Source organism: Pseudomonas sp. NY5710 (assembly GCF_013305665.1).
Classification (GTDB): domain Bacteria; phylum Pseudomonadota; class Gammaproteobacteria; order Pseudomonadales; family Pseudomonadaceae; genus Aquipseudomonas; species Aquipseudomonas juntendi.
Genome location: NZ_CP045554.1, coordinates 1,791,218 through 1,811,667, shown reverse-complemented (window position 1 = coordinate 1,811,667; position 20,450 = coordinate 1,791,218). Strand labels below are relative to the sequence as shown.

22 protein-coding genes are annotated in these 20,450 nt (G+C 63.2%); 19 read left to right on the top strand and 3 right to left on the bottom strand.

Going from position 1 to position 20,450, the window contains the following annotated elements; genetic code table 11:
- Nucleotides 1–6 precede the first annotated feature (6 nt).
- A complete protein-coding gene (locus GEV39_RS08265; protein WP_173888196.1) occupies nucleotides 7–537 on the top strand; it encodes an RNA polymerase factor sigma-70 in 531 nt (176 codons plus the stop codon).
- Nucleotides 538–696: 159 nt separating this feature from the next.
- Here the strand turns inward: GEV39_RS08265 and GEV39_RS08260 are convergent, their stop codons facing one another.
- Together GEV39_RS08260 and GEV39_RS08255 are read right to left on the bottom strand one after the other, a co-directional pair.
- A complete protein-coding gene (locus GEV39_RS08260) occupies nucleotides 697–1,710 on the bottom strand; it encodes a GNAT family N-acetyltransferase (protein WP_173888194.1) in 1,014 nt (337 codons plus the stop codon).
- A gap of 61 nt (nucleotides 1,711–1,771) precedes the next feature.
- Nucleotides 1,772–2,572 (bottom strand): substrate-binding periplasmic protein, encoded by an 801-nt coding sequence (locus GEV39_RS08255; RefSeq protein WP_173891669.1) that lies wholly within the window; start codon nucleotides 2,570–2,572, stop codon nucleotides 1,772–1,774.
- A 194-nt stretch (nucleotides 2,573–2,766) separates the two neighbouring features.
- Between GEV39_RS08255 and GEV39_RS08250 the strand changes: the two genes are divergently transcribed.
- Nucleotides 2,767–3,318, top strand: a complete 552-nt coding sequence (locus GEV39_RS08250) for a 3'-5' exonuclease (protein ID WP_173888192.1) — start codon at nucleotides 2,767–2,769, stop codon at nucleotides 3,316–3,318.
- 73 nt (nucleotides 3,319–3,391) lie between these two features.
- Nucleotides 3,392–3,676: a pyrimidine/purine nucleoside phosphorylase gene (gene ppnP, locus GEV39_RS08245; protein WP_009684816.1), complete on the top strand. Its 285-nt coding sequence runs from the start codon at nucleotides 3,392–3,394 to the stop codon at nucleotides 3,674–3,676.
- 113 nt (nucleotides 3,677–3,789) lie between these two features.
- Here ppnP and GEV39_RS08240 read toward each other — a convergent pair whose 3' ends face one another.
- Nucleotides 3,790–4,482, bottom strand: coding sequence for an alpha/beta family hydrolase (locus GEV39_RS08240; protein WP_249414328.1), 693 nt, complete (start codon nucleotides 4,480–4,482; stop codon nucleotides 3,790–3,792).
- 50 nt (nucleotides 4,483–4,532) lie between these two features.
- Between GEV39_RS08240 and ccoN (GEV39_RS08235) the strand changes: the two genes are divergently transcribed.
- The 16 genes from ccoN (GEV39_RS08235) (at nucleotide 4,533) to GEV39_RS08160 (ending at nucleotide 20,336) form a co-directional block, all read left to right on the top strand.
- Nucleotides 4,533–5,957 carry a cytochrome-c oxidase, cbb3-type subunit I gene (gene ccoN / locus GEV39_RS08235; RefSeq protein ID WP_173888190.1) on the top strand — a complete coding sequence of 475 codons (1,425 nt, stop codon included), beginning with the start codon at nucleotides 4,533–4,535 and terminating at the stop codon, nucleotides 5,955–5,957.
- A 13-nt stretch (nucleotides 5,958–5,970) separates the two neighbouring features.
- Nucleotides 5,971–6,579, top strand: a complete 609-nt coding sequence (ccoO, locus tag GEV39_RS08230; protein ID WP_173888188.1) for a cytochrome-c oxidase, cbb3-type subunit II — start codon at nucleotides 5,971–5,973, stop codon at nucleotides 6,577–6,579.
- Between the two features lie 5 nt (nucleotides 6,580–6,584).
- Entirely contained in the window at nucleotides 6,585–6,779 is a 195-nt protein-coding gene (locus GEV39_RS08225) for a cbb3-type cytochrome oxidase subunit 3 (RefSeq protein WP_009683895.1), read from the top strand.
- Entirely contained in the window at nucleotides 6,776–7,717 is a 942-nt protein-coding gene (ccoP, locus tag GEV39_RS08220) for a cytochrome-c oxidase, cbb3-type subunit III (protein ID WP_173888186.1), read from the top strand. Before GEV39_RS08225 ends, ccoP (GEV39_RS08220) begins: the two co-directional genes overlap by 4 nt.
- Before the next feature lie 451 nt (nucleotides 7,718–8,168).
- Nucleotides 8,169–9,611 (top strand): cytochrome-c oxidase, cbb3-type subunit I, encoded by a 1,443-nt coding sequence (ccoN, locus tag GEV39_RS08215; RefSeq protein ID WP_173888184.1) that lies wholly within the window; start codon nucleotides 8,169–8,171, stop codon nucleotides 9,609–9,611.
- On the top strand, nucleotides 9,611–10,219 hold the full coding sequence (gene ccoO, locus GEV39_RS08210) for a cytochrome-c oxidase, cbb3-type subunit II (protein WP_173888182.1): 609 nt from the start codon (nucleotides 9,611–9,613) through the stop codon (nucleotides 10,217–10,219). Before ccoN (GEV39_RS08215) ends, ccoO (GEV39_RS08210) begins: the two co-directional genes overlap by 1 nt.
- 5 nt (nucleotides 10,220–10,224) lie before the next feature.
- The gene (locus GEV39_RS08205) at nucleotides 10,225–10,416 is read left to right on the top strand and encodes a cbb3-type cytochrome oxidase subunit 3 (RefSeq protein WP_173888180.1); all 192 of its coding nucleotides are present in this window, start codon (nucleotides 10,225–10,227) and stop codon (nucleotides 10,414–10,416) included.
- The gene (ccoP, locus tag GEV39_RS08200) at nucleotides 10,413–11,390 is read left to right on the top strand and encodes a cytochrome-c oxidase, cbb3-type subunit III (protein ID WP_173888178.1); all 978 of its coding nucleotides are present in this window, start codon (nucleotides 10,413–10,415) and stop codon (nucleotides 11,388–11,390) included. The genes GEV39_RS08205 and ccoP (GEV39_RS08200) overlap by 4 nt, the downstream gene beginning before the upstream one ends.
- Nucleotides 11,391–11,674: 284 nt before the next feature.
- Nucleotides 11,675–13,090, top strand: a complete 1,416-nt coding sequence (ccoG, locus tag GEV39_RS08195; protein ID WP_173888176.1) for a cytochrome c oxidase accessory protein CcoG — start codon at nucleotides 11,675–11,677, stop codon at nucleotides 13,088–13,090.
- 15 nt (nucleotides 13,091–13,105) lie between these two features.
- Nucleotides 13,106–13,630: a FixH family protein gene (locus tag GEV39_RS08190; RefSeq protein WP_173888174.1), complete on the top strand. Its 525-nt coding sequence runs from the start codon at nucleotides 13,106–13,108 to the stop codon at nucleotides 13,628–13,630.
- Nucleotides 13,631–13,785: 155 nt separating this feature from the next.
- A complete protein-coding gene (locus GEV39_RS08185; protein WP_173888172.1) occupies nucleotides 13,786–16,260 on the top strand; it encodes a heavy metal translocating P-type ATPase in 2,475 nt (824 codons plus the stop codon).
- Entirely contained in the window at nucleotides 16,239–16,454 is a 216-nt protein-coding gene (gene ccoS, locus GEV39_RS08180; protein ID WP_173888170.1) for a cbb3-type cytochrome oxidase assembly protein CcoS, read from the top strand. The genes GEV39_RS08185 and ccoS overlap by 22 nt, the downstream gene beginning before the upstream one ends.
- A complete protein-coding gene (locus tag GEV39_RS08175) occupies nucleotides 16,447–17,130 on the top strand; it encodes a sulfite exporter TauE/SafE family protein (protein ID WP_173888168.1) in 684 nt (227 codons plus the stop codon). The genes ccoS and GEV39_RS08175 overlap by 8 nt, the downstream gene beginning before the upstream one ends.
- Before the next feature lie 298 nt (nucleotides 17,131–17,428).
- A complete protein-coding gene (gene hemN, locus GEV39_RS08170) occupies nucleotides 17,429–18,811 on the top strand; it encodes an oxygen-independent coproporphyrinogen III oxidase (RefSeq protein ID WP_173888166.1) in 1,383 nt (460 codons plus the stop codon).
- 186 nt (nucleotides 18,812–18,997) lie between these two features.
- On the top strand, nucleotides 18,998–19,732 hold the full coding sequence (gene fnrA, locus GEV39_RS08165; RefSeq protein WP_173888164.1) for a Crp/Fnr family transcriptional regulator FnrA: 735 nt from the start codon (nucleotides 18,998–19,000) through the stop codon (nucleotides 19,730–19,732).
- Between the two features lie 55 nt (nucleotides 19,733–19,787).
- Entirely contained in the window at nucleotides 19,788–20,336 is a 549-nt protein-coding gene (locus tag GEV39_RS08160; RefSeq protein ID WP_009683910.1) for an adenine phosphoribosyltransferase, read from the top strand.
- Nucleotides 20,337–20,450: the final 114 nt, after the last annotated feature.

Genomic DNA, 20,450 nt, shown 5'->3' with positions numbered 1-20,450 from the left:
ATTTCCATGGCGGAACAACTATCCACAAGTAAGTGCGATTCACCATTACTGCAGGCCTTCGTAGACAACCGCAGCATCCTGGTCAAGATCGCTGCGCGCATTACCGGCTGCCGCTCGCGTGCCGAAGATGTGGTCCAGGACGCCTTCTTCCGGCTCAGCGCCGCCCCGCAGATAACCTCGTCGTTCAAAGCGCAGCTGAGTTACTTGTTCCAGATCGTGCGCAACCTGGCGATCGACCATTACCGCAAGCAGGCGATGGAGCTGAAATACTCCGGCAGCGAAGAGGAAGGCCTGAATGTGGTCATCCAGAACGCCTCGCCCGAAGCTACCCATATCAACCTGGCCGCGCTGGACGATATTGCCGAAGCGCTGAACCAGTTGCCCCAGCGCACCCGCTATGCGTTCGAGATGTACCGCCTGCATGGCGTGCCGCAGAAGGACATCGCCAAGGAGCTGGGCGTGTCGCCGACCTTGGTCAACTTCATGATCCGCGATGCCCTGGTGCATTGCCGCAAGACCGCTAACCGGCAGGGCTGACCAAAGCTGCAAGCTGCAAGCTGCAAGCTGCAAGCTTCAAGCTTCAAGCTTCAAGCTTCAAGCAAAAGCCGATCGCGTTCTGCCTTGGCTTTTTCTTTTAACTTGTAGCTTGTAGCTTGTAGCTTGTAGCTTGCCGCTTGCCGCTTGCCGCTCTCGCCATCAGGCGAGCCTGCAACGATCGAAGAACCGCTCCCGGCCCAGCATCATCAGCGCCGCGCGCTTGTGCGGGAAGTCGAACTCTTTCTCGCAATGGAAGCACTGGTCGAGCATGTAGCCGATCATCTTGCCGTTGTCGGCACGCGGCTCGGCGACTACCCGCTGGGTACGCGGGTCATCCAGGAACAGGTAATGCACCAGCGCCGATAGCCAGCTGGCGACCTTGTGCGGCCCACGATGGCTCTGCTCCCCGACCAGCATGTGGATGCCGCGGTCGTAGTCATCGGCCGGGTAGAACGGTGCAATGCGGTCTTCCTTGGCCCAGTATGCCTCGAAATAGGCAAAGGGCTGATCGTCGAAACAGCCAATCAACGTCAGGGTATGCGGGTCGGCCTCCAGCTTGGCCAGGTACGCGCGGTGCTGGGCAAGTGTGCCGCTTTCCTGCCAGAACGCCTCCACGCGCGGGTTGTTCTGCCAGCGGTTGAAGCGCTCCAGGTCATGTTCGATGTCCAAGGTGCGCAGCGATACCCAGCTACCCAGCCGCGCATCGAAGCGCCGATAGACCTCGCCACGGGGCTTGGGCGCACGCCGCGGGTGGCGCTTGCCGTTACTGATCTGCATCTGCTGCGGGTAGGGGGCAGCCAGCGCCTCACCCAGCCAGGGTTGCGGCAACTGCCAGAACAGCGCGCGCTCGCACAGGTACTGGCCAGGCACATCGCCCACCAACAGCAGGCCGCTGGTCAATGCCTGCGGCACCACCTCGGGCAGGTGCCAGGCCAGGCGCTGGCGGGCGCTGTCACGGGACAACAGCCAATAGCAGGCAGCCCACAGGGCTTGATAAGGGCGCTCGGGGCACAGTTGCTCAAGGTGTACCTGCAAGGGTGGACCTGCCTGCAGGCGCACCTGCGCCAGCGGGCGGCCCTCCAGGGTCAGGCTCAGCCTGTTGTCCCCCTCCTCGGCGCTGAGGCTGCGCCAACGTGGCGGTGACTGTGGCTGCGAAGCGGCATCGAAGGGCATGGGTAGGTCTCGCGAATGAACAAAGGGCTCACTGTCGAGAACGATGCCACCTGGCGGCAATTTAGTCCTCGGGCGCACTGACGGCGATGCGGTAAGGCTGGAAAATGCGCGCCAGCTCGCCACTATCACGCAAGCCTCTCAACAGTTCAGCGAACGACTGCTCACCAATGGGTGCGGCGGGCCGCAGCAGTGCGTAGTGGTGGTAAACCTGGTCGATGCGTTGCGAGGCGACCAGTTGCGCACGGCTGGACGGGTTACGTGCCAGGAAGTCACTGAAGTAGGAACGCGTGACCAGGGCGATGTCGGCGCGGCCAGCCTGCACCATCAACAGGTTGCTGTCGTGCGAATAGGTCAACGTCGCGTTGTAGACCTTGCGCAGGTAGCGCGGGTCGGCGTTGAAGCCGGTGAACGCATAGTGGTAGCCATTGAACAGCGCCAGGCGCTTGCCCTTCAGGTCATCGAAGTAATGCGGGTCGCGCCCGTCGACCTGGCGGGCCACGAACACTTCGGCGTCTTCAAGGCCCATGTCCACCTGCTGGTGGGCGATCTGCTGCCAGCCCCACTGCGGGTTTTCGAAAATGGCCATGTCGGTACGGCCTTGCTGGAAATCACTGAAACGCCGCTGGATGGAAGTGGGCACCAGCACGAAGCGGTAGCGCTGCTGGGCACGGTTGAGCGCAGCGACCAACTGCGGCAGCAAACCGACATCGGCCCCCTGCTCGGGACGCACCGTATACGGCGGGAAATGCGCGGCACCGACCTTCACCTCGATGGCATCTGCCGCCCATGCCGGTACGGCCAACCAGTAAACAGCCAGCAACACGAGGGTGGACAAGGCCTTCAGGCCGGGCGCGGGGGTCAAGGCGGACATTCATCACGGTTCATGCCTGGGTCCGCTTAAGCTAGGCGTTTTCCGAGGGCGGCACAACTGCTGCCTCCGGCTTTCGTGCCCCTCGATACGCCATTGGCGGTGACAAAACGGGCGGCAAAATGCCACGAGGTGCCGGATGCGCCGAGTTTGGCTACGCTCTAGCAGGATCTGCAAGGGAGCCTGGTATGGGCCATTGGTTGGTGATCGACCTGGAGGCCACCACCGATGAGGGTGGGTGGCCGGTCACGGAGATGGAAGTCATTGAAATCGGCGCGAGCCTGGTCACCCGCGAAGGGCGTGAGGTCGACCACTTCCAGCGGTTCGTGCGCCCGCGGCGGCGCCCGCAGCTGACCCCGTTCTGTCGCGAGCTGACCCACATCAGCCAGGCTGACGTTGACGCTGCCGCGCCGTTTCGCGAGGTGTGGGCCAGCTTCGAGCACTGGCTCGGGCAGCATCGTCAACAGCTGCAGGCCTGGGTCAGTTGGGGCGACTACGACCGCCAGCAACTGCACCAGGAATGGCACCTGCACGGCGTGGACAGCCTGCTGCGTACGCTGGCGCACATCAACCTCAAGCAACGCTTTGCCAAGGCCCGCCACCTGCAGCGCCCTGCCGGCCTGAACGGCGCCCTGCAACTGGCTGGCATGCACTTTTGCGGGCAGCAGCACCGGGCCCTGGAAGATGCGCGCAACACAGCGCGGCTGCTGCCCTTGAGCCTGCCCGCCGACGGGCCCTGAAAGCAGATGACGAGGCCATTGGGCTTGGGCATACTGGCCAGCCCTTTTTCCTCCCCTTTTTCAGGAGACGCCCATGTTCCAGGTCAACGAGTACTTCAACGGCACCGTCAAGTCGATCGCCTTCACGGGCGAAGAAGGCCCGGCCACTGTCGGCGTGATGGCCCCGGGCGAATACGAGTTCGGCACCGCCAAGCGTGAAATCATGCACGTGGTGTCGGGTGCGTTGATCGTCAAGCTGCCAGGCAGCGACAACTGGGAAACCTTCAAGGCGGGCGACACGTTCAATGTACCGGCTGACAGCAAGTTCCAGCTGCAGGTCAAGGTAGACACCGCTTACCTGTGCGAGTACCGCGACTAAGCGTCATCCTGCATCGGCCCTATCGCCGGCAAGCCAGCTCCCACAAGATCACCGCCAGCCTCCAGGGCTGCGCAGTACGTGTGGGAGCGGGCAAGCCCGCGAAGCATCCAGCGCTAACCCTTCAGGAATGCCGCAACCTGTTCAGCCGCCGCCTGCAAATGCTGCTCATGGCTGAACCCCGAAGCCTTCAACGGCTTCAGGTCATGGTCCGCCGCCACTAGCCAGCTCACCTCGATCGCCGGCGACAACGCATACCCTGCCACCGCCTCCCGGTTGCCCAGCGCATCGCGCTCGCCCTGCACGATCAACGTCGGTGTTTTCAACTCGGCCAGGTGCTCCACGCGCGGCTTCTCGGGTTTGCCCACCGCGTAGAACGGGTACCCCAGGCACACCAGCGCATCGGCGCCCAGTTCGTCGGCCAGCAGGCTGGCCATGCGCCCACCCATCGACTTGCCACCCACAGCCAGCTTGCCCGCGACCAAAGGTCGCACCTGCCGATATACCTCGCGCCAGCTTTCCAGCAATACCTTCTGCGGGTTCGGCGGCCGCTTGCCACCGCCAACCCGGCGCTCGGCCATGTACGGGAACTCGAAGCGCAGCACCGCTACCCCAAGTGCCGCAAGCCTTTGCGCCATTTCGTCCATGAACCCGCTGTCCATCGGCGCACCGGCACCGTGGGCCAGGATCAGGCAGCCCTTGTAACCCTCCCCGCCCTCGACCCGCGCAAGATCGCAACGCAAGCCTGGGACATTTCCGACCTTCGCCCATTGATCCCCGTCAATACCGGCACTTTGCCCATTAATCATGCTTGCCTCGCTGTAAAGCCTGCCAAATAACCGTGGATGGGAACCCATACATGAACACAACCAGCAGTACCGCCTATAACTACAAGGTGGTCCGCCAATTCGCCATCATGACGGTGGTGTGGGGAATCGTCGGGATGGGGCTCGGCGTTTTCATCGCCGCCCAGCTTGCCTGGCCTGCCCTCAACTTCGACCTCCCCTGGACCAGCTTCGGCCGCCTGCGCCCACTGCACACCAATGCGGTGATCTTCGCCTTCGGCGGCTGCGCGCTGTTCGCCACGTCCTATTATTCGGTGCAACGCACCTGCCAGACCACCCTGTTCGCACCCGGCCTGGCCGCGTTCACCTTCTGGGGCTGGCAGCTGGTGATCCTGCTGGCGGCCATCAGCCTGCCATTGGGCTACACCAGCTCCAAGGAATACGCCGAGCTGGAATGGCCGATCGACATTCTGATCACCATCGTCTGGGTCTGCTACGCCATCGTGTTCTTCGGCACGCTGATCAAGCGCAACACCAAGCACATCTACGTGGGCAACTGGTTCTTCGGCGGGTTCATCCTGACCGTGGCCATGCTGCACATCGTCAACAACCTGGAACTGCCGGTCAGCCTGACCAAGTCGTACTCGGTCTATGCCGGTGCCACCGACGCCATGGTGCAGTGGTGGTATGGCCACAACGCGGTGGGCTTCTTCCTGACCGCGGGCTTCCTGGGGATGATGTACTACTACGTGCCCAAGCAGGCCGAGCGCCCGGTGTATTCCTACCGCCTGTCGATCGTGCACTTCTGGGCGCTGATTACCCTGTACATCTGGGCCGGCCCGCACCACCTGCACTACACCGCCCTGCCTGACTGGGCGCAATCGCTGGGCATGGTGATGTCGCTGATCCTGCTGGCACCGAGCTGGGGTGGCATGATCAACGGCATGATGACCCTGTCGGGGGCCTGGCACAAACTGCGCAGCGACCCGATCCTGCGCTTTTTGGTAGTGTCGCTGGCGTTCTACGGCATGTCCACCTTCGAGGGCCCGATGATGGCCATCAAGACGGTCAACGCCCTTTCCCACTACACCGACTGGACCATCGGCCACGTGCACGCTGGTGCCCTGGGCTGGGTCGCGATGATCTCGATCGGCGCCCTGTACCACACCATCCCGAAAGTGTTTGGCAAGGAACGCATGTACAGCATCGGCCTGATCAACGCGCATTTCTGGCTGGCCACAATCGGCACCGTACTGTACATCGCCTCGATGTGGGTCAACGGCATTGCCCAGGGCCTGATGTGGCGCGCAGTGAACAGCGACGGCACGCTCACCTATTCGTTCGTGGAAACCCTGGTGGCCAGCCACCCCGGCTTCATCGTGCGCTTCGTCGGCGGTGCGATCTTCCTCAGCGGCATGTTCCTGATGGCCTGGAACACCTGGCGCACCGTGCGTTCGCCGGCGCTTGATGCTGCCCCTGCGAACGCCCAGCTGGCTTGAGGAGACCTGCCTGATGAAACATGAAGTCATCGAGAAAAACGTTGGCCTGCTGGCCCTGCTGATGGTATTCGCCGTCAGTATCGGCGGCCTGACCCAGATCGTGCCGCTGTTCTTCCAGGACGTCACCAACAAGCCGGTCGAAGGCATGAAGCCCTACACCGCGCTGCAGCTCGAAGGCCGCGACATCTACATCCGCGAAGGCTGCGTGGGCTGCCATTCGCAGATGATCCGCCCATTCCGCGCCGAAACCGAACGCTACGGCCACTACTCGGTCGCCGGCGAGAGCGTGTGGGACCACCCGTTCCTGTGGGGCTCCAAGCGTACCGGCCCGGACCTGGCCCGGGTCGGCGGCCGCTACTCGGACGACTGGCACCGCGCGCACCTGTACAACCCGCGCAACGTGGTGCCGGAATCGAAAATGCCGGCGTACCCCTGGCTGGTCGCCCAACAGGTGGATAACAGCCACACCGACGTGAAGATGCGCACCCTGCGTACCCTTGGCGTGCCGTACACCGACGACGACATCGCCGGTGCCCGCGACGCGGTCAAGGGCAAGACCGAGATGGACGCGCTGGTGGCCTACCTGCAGGTGCTTGGCACCGCGATCAAGAACAAGAGGTGATTGCGATGGAAATGGACACCGGCATGATTCGCGGCCTCGGCACCCTGGTGGTGATGGTCGCCTTCATCGGCCTCTCCTTGTGGGTATTCAACCGCCGTCGCGACCGTGATTTCGCCGAGGCGCGCTTGCTGCCCTTCGTCGACGACCGCCTGCCCGCTGCCGGGCAGGAACCTGCTGCAAAAAGGAGTAACGGGCAATGACCACCTTCTGGAGTACGTATATCAGCGTACTGACCATCGGGAGCCTGATTGGCCTGACCTGGCTGTTGCTCGCCACCCGCAAGGGCCAGAGCCACAACCCCACCGACCAGACCATGGGCCACAGCTTCGACGGCATCGAGGAGTACGACAACCCCTTGCCCAAGTGGTGGTTCTGGCTGTTCGTTGGCACCCTGGTGTTCGCGGTCGGCTACCTGATCCTTTACCCGGGCCTGGGCAACTGGAAAGGCATTCTGCCGGGTTATGAAAATGGCTGGACCGGCGCCAACGAATGGCAAAAGGAAATGGACAAGGCCGACGCCCGCTTCGGGCCGATCTTCGCCAAGTACGCCGCCATGCCGGTGGAGGAAGTGGCCAACGACCCGCAGGCGTTGAAAATGGGCGGGCGCCTGTTCGCCTCCAACTGCTCGGTCTGCCATGGCTCGGACGCCAAGGGCGCGTTCGGCTTCCCCAACCTCACCGACAAGGACTGGCGCTGGGGCGGTGATGCGCAGACCATCAAGGCGTCGATCATGAATGGCCGCCATGGTGTGATGCCGGCCTGGGCCGAGGTGATTGGCGAGCAGGGCGTGGCCGACGTCGCCGCGTTCGTGCTGACCAGCATGGACGGCCGTAAACTGCCGGAAGGCGCCAAGGCCGACCCGGCCAAGGGCAAGGAGATCTTCGCCGGCAACTGCGTGGCCTGCCACGGGCCGGAAGGCAAAGGCACCCCGGCCATGGGCGCGCCGGACCTGACCCACCCACAGGCGTTCATCTATGGGTCGAGCTTTGCCCAGCTGCAACAGACCATCCGCTACGGTCGCCAAGGGCAGATGCCGGCGCAGGCCGAGATTCAGGGTAACGACAAAGTGCACCTGTTGGCGGCTTATGTGTACAGCCTGTCGCAGGATGGCGCGGCTGAAACCGTGACCTCCAAGTAATAGCCCTGGGGCCGCTTTGCGGCCCATCGCGACGCAAGGCCGCTCCTACAGGAGATCGCATTTTTTCTGAAGGAGCGGCCTTGCGTCGCGAAAGGGCTGCAGAGCAGCCCCAGCGCTCCCCCGCCCTACTCCCCCCCTTGCACCCCCTCCGAACAGAACTAAGCTTGTTGCCACGGTGGGCATACTACGAAAGCACCGGCGCATACGCCGCGCCTGGCGAGTGGCCGCCCCAAAAAAAGCTTGACCGATCGATCAGAAAAAGGTGAAAAACGGTACACATTACAAATATTTATTTGTGTACAATCCACCTGACCCGAGCGCTGCGGGACATCAGTGAACGGGCCCGGACACGGGTCGGCGTACCAAAGTTGCGTTGCGGTAACCCGGATGGTTATCAATACTGGCGCCGATTTTTCAACCAACAAGAACATCAAAACCGTGGAACCTTAGAATGAGCACAGCAATCAGTCCGACTGCTTATAACTATAAGGTCGTCCGCCAGTTCGCCATCATGACGGTGGTCTGGGGGATCCTTGGCATGGGCCTCGGCGTCTTCATCGCCTCGCAGCTGGTGTGGCCACAACTGAACCTGGACCTGCCCTGGACCAGCTTCGGCCGCCTGCGTCCGCTGCACACCAACCTGGTGATCTTCGCCTTCGGCGGCTGCGCGCTGTTCGGCACCAGCTACTACGTGGTGCAGCGCACCTGCCAGACGCGGCTGATTTCCGACAGCCTGGCCGCCTTCACCTTCTGGGGCTGGCAGGCAGTGATCGTCGGGGCGCTGATCACCCTGCCGATGGGCTACACCACCACCAAGGAATACGCCGAGCTGGAGTGGCCACTGGCAATCCTGCTGGCCATTGTCTGGGTCACCTACGGGGTGGTGTTCTTCGGCACCATCGTCAAGCGCAAGACCAAGCATATCTATGTCGGCAACTGGTTCTACGGTGCCTTCATCGTGGTCACCGCGATGCTGCACATCGTCAACCACATTTCCCTGCCGGTCAGCCTGTTCAAGTCGTACTCGGCCTACGCCGGCGCCACCGATGCGATGATCCAGTGGTGGTACGGGCACAACGCCGTGGGCTTTTTCCTGACCACCGGCTTCCTGGGCATGATGTATTACTTCGTGCCCAAGCAGGCCGAGCGGCCGATCTACTCGTACCGCCTGTCGATCGTGCACTTCTGGGCGCTGATCACCCTGTACATCTGGGCCGGCCCGCACCACCTGCACTACACCGCCCTGCCCGACTGGGCGCAGTCGCTGGGTATGGTGATGTCGATCATCCTTCTGGCGCCAAGCTGGGGCGGCATGATCAACGGCATGATGACCCTGTCGGGGGCCTGGCACAAACTGCGTACCGACCCGATCCTGCGCTTTTTGGTGGTGTCGCTGGCGTTTTACGGCATGTCCACCTTCGAAGGCCCGATGATGGCCATCAAGACCGTCAACTCGCTATCGCATTACACCGACTGGACCATCGGCCACGTGCACGCCGGCGCCCTCGGCTGGGTCGCCATGATTTCGATCGGCGCCGTGTACCACATGATCCCACGCCTGTATGGCCGCGTGCAGATGCACAGCGTTGGCCTGATCAACGCGCACTTCTGGTTGGCCACCATCGGCACCGTGCTGTACATCGCCTCGATGTGGGTCAACGGCATTACCCAGGGCCTGATGTGGCGTGCCATCAACGATGACGGCACCCTCACCTACTCGTTCGTCGAAGCACTGCAAGCCAGCCACCCGGGCTACATCGTGCGCGCCCTGGGCGGTGCGTTCTTCGCCAGCGGCATGCTGCTGATGGCCTACAACGTGTTGCGTACCGTGCGTGCCGCCAACCCGGCACAGGCTGAAGAAGCCGCCAAGATCGTCGTTGTGGGAGCGCACTGATGAAGCATGAAGCCGTCGAGAAGAACATTGGCCTGCTGGCCTTCTTCATGGTCATCGCGGTAAGCGTCGGTGGCCTGACCCAGATCGTCCCGCTGTTTTTCCAGGACGTGACCAACAAGCCGGTGGAGGGCATGAAGCCGCGTACCGCCCTGGAAGTGGAAGGCCGGGACATCTATATCCGCGAAGGTTGCGTGGGCTGCCACTCGCAGATGATCCGCCCGTTCCGCGCCGAAACCGAGCGCTACGGCCACTACTCGGTCGCCGGCGAGAGCGTGTGGGACCACCCGTTCCTGTGGGGCTCCAAACGCACCGGGCCGGATCTGGCACGGGTCGGTGGCCGCTACTCCGATGACTGGCACCGCGCGCACCTGTACAACCCGCGCAACGTGGTGCCGGAATCGAAGATGCCGGCCTACCCCTGGCTGGTCGAGAACACGCTCGACGGCAAGGACACCGCGAAGAAGATGGAGGTGCTGCGCACACTCGGCACACCGTACACCGACGCCGACATTGCCGGCGCCCGTGACGCGGTCAAGGGCAAGACCGAAATGGACGCCCTCGTGGCGTACCTGCAGGGTCTTGGCACCATCATCAAGAGCAAACGGTGACGCTGATGGATATCGGGATGATTCGCGGCCTGGGTACCGTCGTGGTGATGGTGGCGTTCGTGGGCCTGGCGCTGTGGGTGTTCAACCCACGGCGCAAGAAGGACTTCGACGAAGCGACCCAACTGCCCTTCGCCGATGACCCCGAGGCCAAACAGCCCGTCGAGCAAGCAAAAGCTTCTGGGAGCAAACAACAATGACAACCTTCTGGAGTCTGTACGTTACCGTCCTGACCCTGGGCACCATCTTCTCGCTGACCTGGCTGCTGCTGTCGACCCGCAAGGGCCAGCGCGAAGAGGTGACCGACGAAACCGTCGGGCACGCTTTCGATGGTATCGAGGAGTACGACAACCCACTGCCGAAATGGTGGTTCTGGCTGTTCGTCGGCACCATCGTCTTCGCCCTCGGCTACCTGGTGCTGTACCCGGGGCTGGGCAACTGGAAAGGCATGCTGCCGGGTTATTCGTACCTGGACAACGACAAACAGACCGAGTTTTCCAACGGCCAGCAGGGCTGGACCGGCGTGCACGAGTGGGAAAAGGAAATGGCCAAGGCCCAGGCGCGCTTCGGCCCGATCTACGCCAAGTTCGCCGCCATGCCTATCGAGGAAGTGGCCAAAGACCCGCAGGCGCTGAAAATGGGCGCACGCCTGTTCGCCTCCAATTGCTCGGTATGCCATGGCTCCGACGCCAAGGGCGCCTTCGGTTTCCCCAACCTGACCGACAATGACTGGCGCTGGGGCGGCGAGCCGGAAACCATCAAGGCCACCATCATGGGCGGCCGCCACGGTGTGATGCCGGCATGGGCCGAAGTGATCGGCGACCAAGGTGTGGCCGACGTCGCGGCATTCGTGGTCAGCAAGCTCGATGGCCGTACCCTGCCGCAAGGGGTCAAGGCCGATGTGCAGAACGGGCAGAAGATCTTCGCCGCCAACTGCGTGGCCTGCCACGGGCCGGAAGGCAAAGGCACGCCAGCCATGGGGGCACCTAACCTGACCCACCCGCAGGCGTTCATCTACGGCTCCAGCTTTGCCCAGTTGCAGCAGACCATCCGCTATGGCCGCCAGGGGCAGATGCCGGCCCAGGAACAGCTGCAGGGCAACGACAAGGTGCACCTGCTGGCGGCTTATGTGTACAGCCTGTCGCACCAGGCTGAGCCGGCCAAGGCCGAGTAAGGCAGGCCTGGCCTCTTCGCGGGTAAACCCGACCCTTGTAGGAGCGGGTTTACCCGCGAAGAGGCCGGTACTGGCACAGCATTTCTCGCAGGCTGATGACCTGGATCAATTGACACCTGCCATAACACGATTCATACCGCGAACCCAACGCGACTAAAGGTCGCAGTGCGACCCCGGGCCGCCCACAGCGGCGTATCATGAACCGCAGAGCGCTAGCAGATTGCGCGAGACTGCGGCCGGCACGCACTGGCCGCGGCATTTTTCCACTGCCGTGGGACTTGATGATGAGCAAGCAAATTCCGGTACATGATGTAACGCCGCCTGCCACGAAAGGGAAGGACGCCGTCGACCTCTACGCGTCCCGCGAAAAAATCTATACCCGCGCCTTCACCGGCCTGTTCCGGCGTTTGCGCATGGTTGGCGGTGCCGCACTGTTCCTGCTGTACTTCGGCACCGTATGGCTGAACTGGGGTGGCCACCAGGCGGTGTGGTGGAACCTGCCCGAGCGCAAGTTCTATATCTTCGGTGCCACCATCTGGCCGCAGGACTTCATCCTGCTGTCAGGCATCCTCATCGTCGCCGCCTTCGGCCTGTTCTTCATCACCGTGTTCGCAGGCCGGGTCTGGTGTGGCTACACCTGCCCACAAAGCGTGTGGACGTGGATCTTCATGTGGTGTGAAAAGGTCACCGAGGGCGACCGCAACCAGCGCATCAAACTCGACAAGGCGCCCATGAGCGCCAACAAGTTCCTGCGCAAGTTCAGCAAGCACAGCCTGTGGCTGCTGATCGGTTTCGTCACCGGCATGACCTTCGTCGGCTACTTCTCGCCGATCCGTGAACTGGTGATCGAGTTCTTCACCGGCCAGGCCGATGGATGGGCCTATTTCTGGGTCGGCTTCTTCACCCTCGCTACCTACGGCAACGCCGGTTGGCTGCGCGAGCAGGTTTGTGTGTACATGTGCCCCTACGCCCGCTTCCAGAGCGTGATGTTCGACAAGGACACACTGATCGTCTCCTATGACCCGCGCCGCGGCGAAACCCGGGGGCCGCGCAAGAAAGGCGCGGATTACAAGGCCCAAGGCCTGGGCGACTGCATTGACTGCACCTTGTGCGTGCAGGTCTGCCCGACCGGCATCGACATCCGCGACGGCCTGCAGATCGAATGCATCGGCTGCGCGGCCTGCATCGATGCCTGCGACAGCATCATGGACAAGATGAACTACCCCAAAGGGCTGATCAGCTACACCACCGAGCACAACCTCTCCGGGCAGAAAACCCACCTGCTGCGGCCACGCCTGATCGGCTACGCGCTGGTGCTGCTGGTGATGATCATCGGCCTGGCCACGGCCTTCGCCACCCGCTCGCTGGTCGGTTTCGACGTCAGCAAGGACCGTGTGCTGTACCGCGAAAATGCCCAGGGCCGGATCGAGAACGTGTACAGCCTGAAGGTCATGAACAAGGACCAGCGTGACCATGTGTATGTGCTGGACGCCACTGGCCTGCCAGACCTCACGCTCGAAGGCCAACGCGAGATCCGCGTGGCCGCCGGGGATATCGTCAGCCTGCCGGTGCAGCTGTCGGTGGCGCCGGAAAAACTGCCATCGACCACCAACGAAATCACCTTCATCCTCAACAGCGCCGACGACAGCAGCGCGCAGGTTGAAGCCAAGAGCCGCTTCATCGGCCCACAGATCCGCTAAGAGAGATAACCCACAATGCCTGCCACCGCCGCCGACCCTTGGTACAAGCACCTCTGGCCCTGGATCATCATTGCGATCCTCACCACCTCGGTGTGCCTGAGCCTGAGCATGGTCAGCATCGCCGTCAACAACCCGGACAACCTGGTGAACGACAATTACTACGAGGCGGGCAAGGGCATCAACCGCTCACTGGACCGCGAACTGCTGGCACATAAGCTGCGCCTGCAAGCCAGTGTGCATCTGGATGAACTGACCGGCGAAGTGGACCTGCGCCTGACCGGCAACAGCAACCCGCAGAACCTGGAACTGAACCTGATATCGCCCACCCAACCGGAAAAGGACCGCAAGGTGCTGCTGAGCCAGGTCGAGGCCGGGCGTTACGTGGGGCAGCTGCAAGACAAGGTTGACGGGCGGCGTTTCGTTGAGCTGCTGGGCAGTGAAGGTGGCCAGGTGTGGCGGCTGTTCGAGGAGGAAAAGGTCGAGCATGGCGTGACCTTGCAGCTGGGTGATGAAGCCATCCAAGGCGCCGAGCACTTGTAGGAGCGGCCTTGTGTCGCGAAAGGGCTGCGCAGCAGCCCCTGCAACCTATGCTGCGAAGCTGAGATCGTGGGGCCGCTTCGCGCCCCTTTCGCGACACAAGGCCGCTCCTACAGGGAAGCGCGCCAACCGGCCGCTATGTGTAAGGCAATGATGTGATGACCCAACCCACCCCCTGCTACCACTGCGCCCTGCCCGTCCCCGCCGGCAGCCGCTTCACCGCCGTGGTCCTCGGCGAGCCCCGGCAGTTCTGCTGCCCCGGCTGCCAGGCAGTGGCCGAGGCGATCGTGGCCGGCGGCTTGGAACACTACTACCAGCACCGCAGCGACAACAGCGCCAACCCCGAAGCGTTGCCCAGGCAGTTGCAGGACGAACTGGCCTTGTACGACCGCAGTGACGTGCAGCAAACCTTCGTCCACCACGTGGGCGACCTGGCCGAGGCCACCTTGCTGATCGAAGGTATCAGCTGTGCGGCGTGTGGCTGGCTGATCGAAAAACACCTGCGCAACCTGCCCGGCGTCGCCGAGGCGCGCCTGAACCTGTCCAACCACCGCCTGCTGGTTGCCTGGGATGCCTCGCAACTGCCACTGTCGCGCCTGCTGGCCGAACTGCGCCAGATCGGTTACGCCGCCCACCCCTACCAACCCGACCAGGCCGCCGAGCAGTTGGCCCGGGAAAACCGCAGCGCCCTGCGGCGCCTGGGCGTAGCCGGGCTGCTGTGGTTCCAGGCAATGATGGCGACCATGGCCACCTGGCCGGAATTCAACATCGACCTGTCGCCCGAGCTGCACACCATCCTGCGCTGGGTGGCGCTGTTCCTGACGATCCCCATCGTGTTCTACAGCTGCGCACCGTTCTTCAAAGGCGCCGCCCGCGACTTGCGCACCCGCCACCTGACCATGGATGTTTCGGTGTCACTGGCCATTGGCCTGGCCTTCGGCGCGGGTATCTGGACAGCCATCACCGGCAGCGGCGAGCTGTATTTCGACACGGTGGGCATGTTCGCCCTGTTCCTGCTGACCGGGCGCTACCTGGAACGCCGCGCCCGCGAGCGCACCGCAGCGGCCACGGCGCAACTGGTGAACTTGCTGCCGGCTTCGTGCCTGCGCCTGGACAGCCAAGGCCGCAGCGGGCGCATTCTGCTCAGTGAACTGCAATGCGGCGACACCGTGCAGGTGCTGCCCGGCGCGGTGATTCCCGCCGACGGACGCATCGTCGAAGGCCGCTCCAGCGTCGACGAATCGCTGCTCACCGGTGAATACCTGCCACAGCAGCGGCGGGTGGGGGACCGGGTCACCGGCGGCACCTTGAACGTGGAAAGCACGCTGAACGTAGAAGTCCAGGCCCTGGGCCACGACTCGCGGCTGTCGGCCATCGTCCGCCTGCTGGAGCGCGCGCAGACGGAAAAACCACGCCTGGCAGAAATTGCCGACCGCGCCTCGCAGGGGTTCCTGCTGTTCTCGCTAATGGCCGCAGTGGCCATCGGCCTGTGGTGGTGGTACCTGGAACCGGCACGGGCGTTCTGGATCGTGCTGGCCATGCTGGTGGCGACCTGCCCTTGTGCGCTGTCGCTGGCCACCCCCACCGCACTCACTGCAGCCACCGGCACCCTGCACAAGCTTGGCCTGCTGGTGACCCGTGGCCATGTGCTGGAAGGCCTGAACCAGATCGATACGGTGATTTTCGACAAGACCGGCACGCTGACCGAAGGCAGGCTGACCTTGCGCAGCATTCGCCCGCTCGGCAGCCAACCCGCGGATCGTTGCCTGGCGCTGGCGGCGGCACTGGAGAACCGTTCGGAACACCCCATCGCCCGCGCCTTCGGGCGCGCGGCCACACCTGCTGAAGAGGTGCAGACTGTGACCGGCGTGGGCCTGGAGGGGCTGGTCGATGGCCAGCGCCTGCGCATTGGCCAGGCCAGCTTCGTCTGCGCCTTGAGCGGTGCGCAAATACCCGCAGTGCCCGAGCCTCGCGGCCAGTGGCTGCTGCTGGGCGACCGCCAGGGGCCATTGGCCTGGTTCGGCCTGGACGACCGCTTGCGCGATGATGCACCGGCCCTGCTGGCTGCCTGCAAAGCGCGGGGCTGGCGCACCCTGCTGCTGTCTGGCGACAGTTCACCGATGGTGGCGGAAGTTGCCGCGCAACTGGGCATCGACCACGCCATTGGCGGCCTGCGCCCGGACGACAAACTGGACCGCCTCAAAGCCCTGCAGGCCGACGGGCGCAAGGTGCTGATGCTGGGTGACGGGGTCAACGATGTGCCGGTGCTGGCCGCCGCCGACATCAGCATCGCCATGGGCAGCGCCACCGACCTGGCTAAGACCTGCGCCGACGCAGTGCTGCTGTCCAACCGCCTGAACGCGCTGGTGCAGGCGCTGGAACTGGCGCGCCGCACCCGCCGCAATATCCTCGAGAACCTGCTGTGGGCAACCCTGTATAATGGCCTGATGTTGCCGTTCGCCGCCCTCGGCTGGATCACCCCGGTGTGGGCTGCTGTCGGCATGTCGGTGAGCTCACTGATCGTGGTGCTCAATGCCCTGCGCCTGACCCGCTTGCCAGTCAGCGCCGGGCTGCTCGCGATGGATGCCGCGCAACCCGCCAGGAGTACGCCATGCCCGCCCTCTATGTCATGATCCCCGCAGCCCTGCTGCTGGTCGGCGTGGCCGTGTACATCTTCTTCTGGGCCGTGGACAGTGGCCAGTACGACGACCTCGATGGCCCGGCGCACAGCATTCTGTTCGACGACCAGGACCCTCGTCACCAGGCGGCGGTCAAACCCGACGACACGCCGGACAACGCCGACAAGGACTTGCCACCCCGTGCCTGACCTGCTTCCCCTGCTGGGCTCGGCGCTGGTGCTCGGTTTGCTCGGCGGCGGCCACTGCCTGGGCATGTGCGGCGGTCTGATGGGTGCGCTGACCTTGGCCATCCCCCCTGAACAACGCGGCAGGCGCCTGCGCCTGCTGGTGGCGTACAACCTTGGGCGCATCTTCAGCTATGCCTGCGCCGGGTTGCTGCTGGGCCTGGCCGGCTGGGCCGTGGCCAGCAGCCCGGCTGCCCTGGCCCTGCGGGTCCTGGCCGCCTTGCTGTTGATTGCCATGGGCCTGTACCTGGCCGGCTGGTGGAGCGGGCTGACGCGTATCGAGGTGCTAGGCCGCGGCGTGTGGCGGCATATCCAGCCGCTGGCGTCGCGCTTGCTGCCGGTGTCCAGCCTGCCCCGTGCGTTGCTGCTGGGGGCCTTGTGGGGGTGGTTGCCATGCGGGTTGGTGTACAGCACGTTGTTATGGGCGGCCAGCCAGGGCCACGCCGGCTACAGCGCGGCGTTGATGCTGGCGTTCGGGGTGGGCACCTGGCCGGTACTGCTGGCCACCGGATTGGCGGCAGAGCGGGTAAACACTTTGTTGAAACGGCGCAGTGTGCGGGTGGCCGGCGGGGTGCTGGTGATGCTGTTTGGTATCTGGACCATGCCCGGGCCGCACCAGCATTGGCTGATGGGGCATTGAGGGCTACAAGCTACAAGCTACAAGCTACAAGCTACAAGCTACAAGCTACAAGCTACAAGCTACAAGCTACAAGCTACAAGCTACAAGCAAAAGCAGATCTGCTTTCGACTTTCGACTTTCGACTTTCGACTTTCGACTTTCGACTTTCGACTTTCGACTTTCGACTTTCGACTTTCGACTTTCGACTTTCGACTTGCCGCTTGCCGCTTGCGGCTTGGCGCTTGATACAAATCAACACAGATTCCTACAGACGCCCATAGACTCCGGTTCACTGCTGCTCTTTCCGGGGACCGCCCACATGCTCGACGACATTCGTTGGGATACCGACCTGATCCGCCGCTACGATCTCGCCGGGCCACGCTACACCTCCTACCCGACCGCCGTGCAACTGCACAGCGAGGTGGGTTCGTTCGACCTGCTCCACGCCCTGCGCGAAAGCCGCCGGGCGGTACGCCCGCTGTCGCTGTATGTGCACGTGCCGTTCTGCGCCAACATCTGCTACTACTGCGCCTGCAACAAAGTCATCACCAAGGACCGCGCCCGCGCCGCGCCGTACCTGCAGCGCCTGGAGCAGGAGATTCAGCTGATCGCCTGCCACCTGGCACCGAAACAGCGGGTGGAACAGCTGCATTTCGGCGGCGGCACCCCGACCTTCCTCAGCCATGTGGAACTGCGCCAGCTGATGACTACCCTGCGCCAGCACTTTCACTTGCTGGACGATGACTCCGGCGACTACGGCATAGAGATCGACCCCCGCGAAGCCGACTGGTCGACCATGGGCCTGCTGCGTGAACTGGGTTTCAACCGCGTCAGCCTCGGCGTGCAAGACCTCGACCCAGCCGTGCAGCGCGCGATCAACCGCCTGCAAAGCCTGGAGCAGACCCGCACCCTGATCGAGGCGGCGCGCACCTTGCAATTCCGCTCGATCAACCTCGACCTGATCTACGGCCTGCCCAAGCAAACCCCGCAAGGCTTCGCCCGCACCGTCGAAGAGGTGATCCGGCTGCAGCCCGACCGCTTGTCGGTGTTCAACTACGCCCACCTGCCCGAACGCTTCATGCCACAACGGCGTATCGACAGCAGCGACCTGCCCAGCGCGGCCGCCAAGCTGGAGATGCTGCACGCCACCATCGAGCAGTTGACCGCCGCTGGCTACCGCTATATCGGCATGGACCATTTCGCCCTGCCCGACGACGAGCTGGCCATCGCCCAGGAAGAAGGCACCCTGCAGCGCAATTTCCAGGGCTATACCACCCACGGGCACTGCGACCTCATCGGCCTTGGCGTGTCGGCCATCAGCCAGATCGGCGACTTGTACTGCCAGAACAGCAGTGACCTCAACACCTACCAGGACAGCCTGACCAACGCCCAGCTGGCGACCCAGCGCGGCCTGCTGTGCAACCATGACGACCGCATCCGCCGGGCGGTCATCCAGCAACTGATCTGCCATTTCCAGCTGGATTACGAACCCATCGAGCAAGCGTTCACGATCGATTTTCGCGGTTACTTCGACCACCTCTGGCCAGAACTGCTGACCCTGCAGCGCGACGGCCTGATCAGCCTGGACGACAAGGGCATCCGCATTCTCCCGGCAGGGCGCCTGCTGGCGCGCTCGGTATGCATGGTGTTCGATGCCTACCTGGCGCTGCAGAACCGCCAGCGCTTCTCCCGGGTTATCTGAAAAGCGAGACGTTCAACCGCATGGACACGCCACCTTGCCAGGCACACTATGGGCGAACAAGGACCCCCGGCAGGCCATTTGCCGGGGTTTCGCCAGCGCGCAGCATCGATGCGCACACTGGCCTACACCCTGTGTCGTAGGTTACCCTTACGACTTATGTGTGCTTTCCCACAAGGATCGATCCAAATGTCCGAGCCAGTCAAACTGCGCCCCCACAACCAGGCCCATTGCAAGGATTGCAGCCTGGCCCCCCTGTGCCTGCCTCTTTCGCTCAACCTGGAAGACATGGATGCACTGGATGAAATCGTCAAACGCGGGCGTCCGCTGAAAAAAGGCGAGTTTCTGTTCCGCCAGGGTGACATTTTTGGCTCGGTCTACGCGGTACGTTCCGGTGCCCTGAAAACCTTCAGCCTCAGCGACAGCGGCGAAGAGCAGATCACCGGTTTCCACCTGCCCAGCGAACTGGTCGGCCTGTCAGGCATGGACACCGAAGCCTACCCGGTGTCGGCGCAAGCTCAGGAAACCACCTCCGTGTGCGAAATCCCCTTCGAGCGCCTCGACGAACTGTCGGTCCAGCTCCCGCAGCTGCGCCGCCAGCTGATGCGGGTAATGAGCCGTGAAATCCGCGATGACCAGCAAATGATGCTGCTGCTGTCGAAAAAAACCGCCGACGAGCGCATTGCCACGTTCCTGGTGAACCTGTCAGCACGTTTCCGCGCCCGCGGTTATTCGGCCAACCAGTTCCGCCTGAGCATGTCGCGCAACGAAATCGGCAACTACCTGGGCCTGGCAGTGGAGACCGTGTCACGGGTGTTCACCCGCTTCCAGCAGAACGGCCTGCTGCGCGCCGAAGGCAAGGAAGTGCACATCCTTGACCCGATCCAGCTGTGTGCGCTGGCCGGTGGTGCAATGGAGGCCTGAGGCCGGTATTTAGCGGGTATACTTGGGCATTCGTTTTCCCAGGATACCCGCAACAATGCACAGCGACGCCTTCGACCTCAAAGCCCTGATCCGCCCAGTGGTGGACTTTCCCAAGCCCGGCGTGATCTTCCGTGATATCACCCCGCTGTTCCAGTCGCCGCGCGGGCTGCGCTATGTGGCCGACCAGTTCATCGAGCGCTATGTCGAGGCTGAGTTCAGCCACATTGGCGCCATGGACGCGCGGGGTTTCCTGATTGGTTCGATCATCGCCCACCAGTTGAACAAGCCACTGATCCTGTTCCGCAAGCAAGGCAAGCTGCCAGCCGACGTGCTGAGCGAGGGTTACCAGACCGAGTACGGCGAGGCCTTCCTGGAGGTGCACGCCGACAGCCTGTGCGAAGGCGATTCGGTGTTGATTTTCGATGACTTGATTGCCACGGGCGGGACCTTGCTGGCAGCGGCCAACCTGGTGCGCCGCACTGGTGCGCAAGTGTTCGAGGCCGCCGCGATCATCGACCTACCCGAACTGGACGGTTCGCGCCGGCTGCAGGCGGCGGGAGTGCCGACCTTCTGCCTGACCGAGTTTTCCCTCAGCGAGTATTGAGTTTCAAGTTGAAAATCGCAAGTCGCAAGCAAAAGCCGATCTGCTTTTGCTTGTAGCTTGTAGCTTGTAGCTTGTAGCTTGTAGCTTGCAGCTTGCAGCTTGCAGCTTGCAGCT

Coding starts and splice junctions, on each gene's coding strand:
- GEV39_RS08265 (WP_173888196.1), top strand. CDS start 7: ATGGCGGAACAACTATCCACAAGTAAGTGCGATTCACCATTACTGCAG.
- GEV39_RS08260 (WP_173888194.1), bottom strand. CDS start 1,710: ATGCCCTTCGATGCCGCTTCGCAGCCACAGTCACCGCCACGTTGGCGC.
- GEV39_RS08250 (WP_173888192.1), top strand. CDS start 2,767: ATGGGCCATTGGTTGGTGATCGACCTGGAGGCCACCACCGATGAGGGT.
- ppnP (WP_009684816.1), top strand. CDS start 3,392: ATGTTCCAGGTCAACGAGTACTTCAACGGCACCGTCAAGTCGATCGCC.
- GEV39_RS08240 (WP_249414328.1), bottom strand. CDS start 4,482: ATGATTAATGGGCAAAGTGCCGGTATTGACGGGGATCAATGGGCGAAG.
- ccoN (WP_173888190.1), top strand. CDS start 4,533: ATGAACACAACCAGCAGTACCGCCTATAACTACAAGGTGGTCCGCCAA.
- ccoO (WP_173888188.1), top strand. CDS start 5,971: ATGAAACATGAAGTCATCGAGAAAAACGTTGGCCTGCTGGCCCTGCTG.
- GEV39_RS08225 (WP_009683895.1), top strand. CDS start 6,585: ATGGAAATGGACACCGGCATGATTCGCGGCCTCGGCACCCTGGTGGTG.
- ccoP (WP_173888186.1), top strand. CDS start 6,776: ATGACCACCTTCTGGAGTACGTATATCAGCGTACTGACCATCGGGAGC.
- ccoN (WP_173888184.1), top strand. CDS start 8,169: ATGAGCACAGCAATCAGTCCGACTGCTTATAACTATAAGGTCGTCCGC.
- ccoO (WP_173888182.1), top strand. CDS start 9,611: ATGAAGCATGAAGCCGTCGAGAAGAACATTGGCCTGCTGGCCTTCTTC.
- GEV39_RS08205 (WP_173888180.1), top strand. CDS start 10,225: ATGGATATCGGGATGATTCGCGGCCTGGGTACCGTCGTGGTGATGGTG.
- ccoP (WP_173888178.1), top strand. CDS start 10,413: ATGACAACCTTCTGGAGTCTGTACGTTACCGTCCTGACCCTGGGCACC.
- ccoG (WP_173888176.1), top strand. CDS start 11,675: ATGAGCAAGCAAATTCCGGTACATGATGTAACGCCGCCTGCCACGAAA.
- GEV39_RS08190 (WP_173888174.1), top strand. CDS start 13,106: ATGCCTGCCACCGCCGCCGACCCTTGGTACAAGCACCTCTGGCCCTGG.
- GEV39_RS08185 (WP_173888172.1), top strand. CDS start 13,786: ATGACCCAACCCACCCCCTGCTACCACTGCGCCCTGCCCGTCCCCGCC.
- ccoS (WP_173888170.1), top strand. CDS start 16,239: ATGCCCGCCCTCTATGTCATGATCCCCGCAGCCCTGCTGCTGGTCGGC.
- hemN (WP_173888166.1), top strand. CDS start 17,429: ATGCTCGACGACATTCGTTGGGATACCGACCTGATCCGCCGCTACGAT.
- fnrA (WP_173888164.1), top strand. CDS start 18,998: ATGTCCGAGCCAGTCAAACTGCGCCCCCACAACCAGGCCCATTGCAAG.
- GEV39_RS08160 (WP_009683910.1), top strand. CDS start 19,788: ATGCACAGCGACGCCTTCGACCTCAAAGCCCTGATCCGCCCAGTGGTG.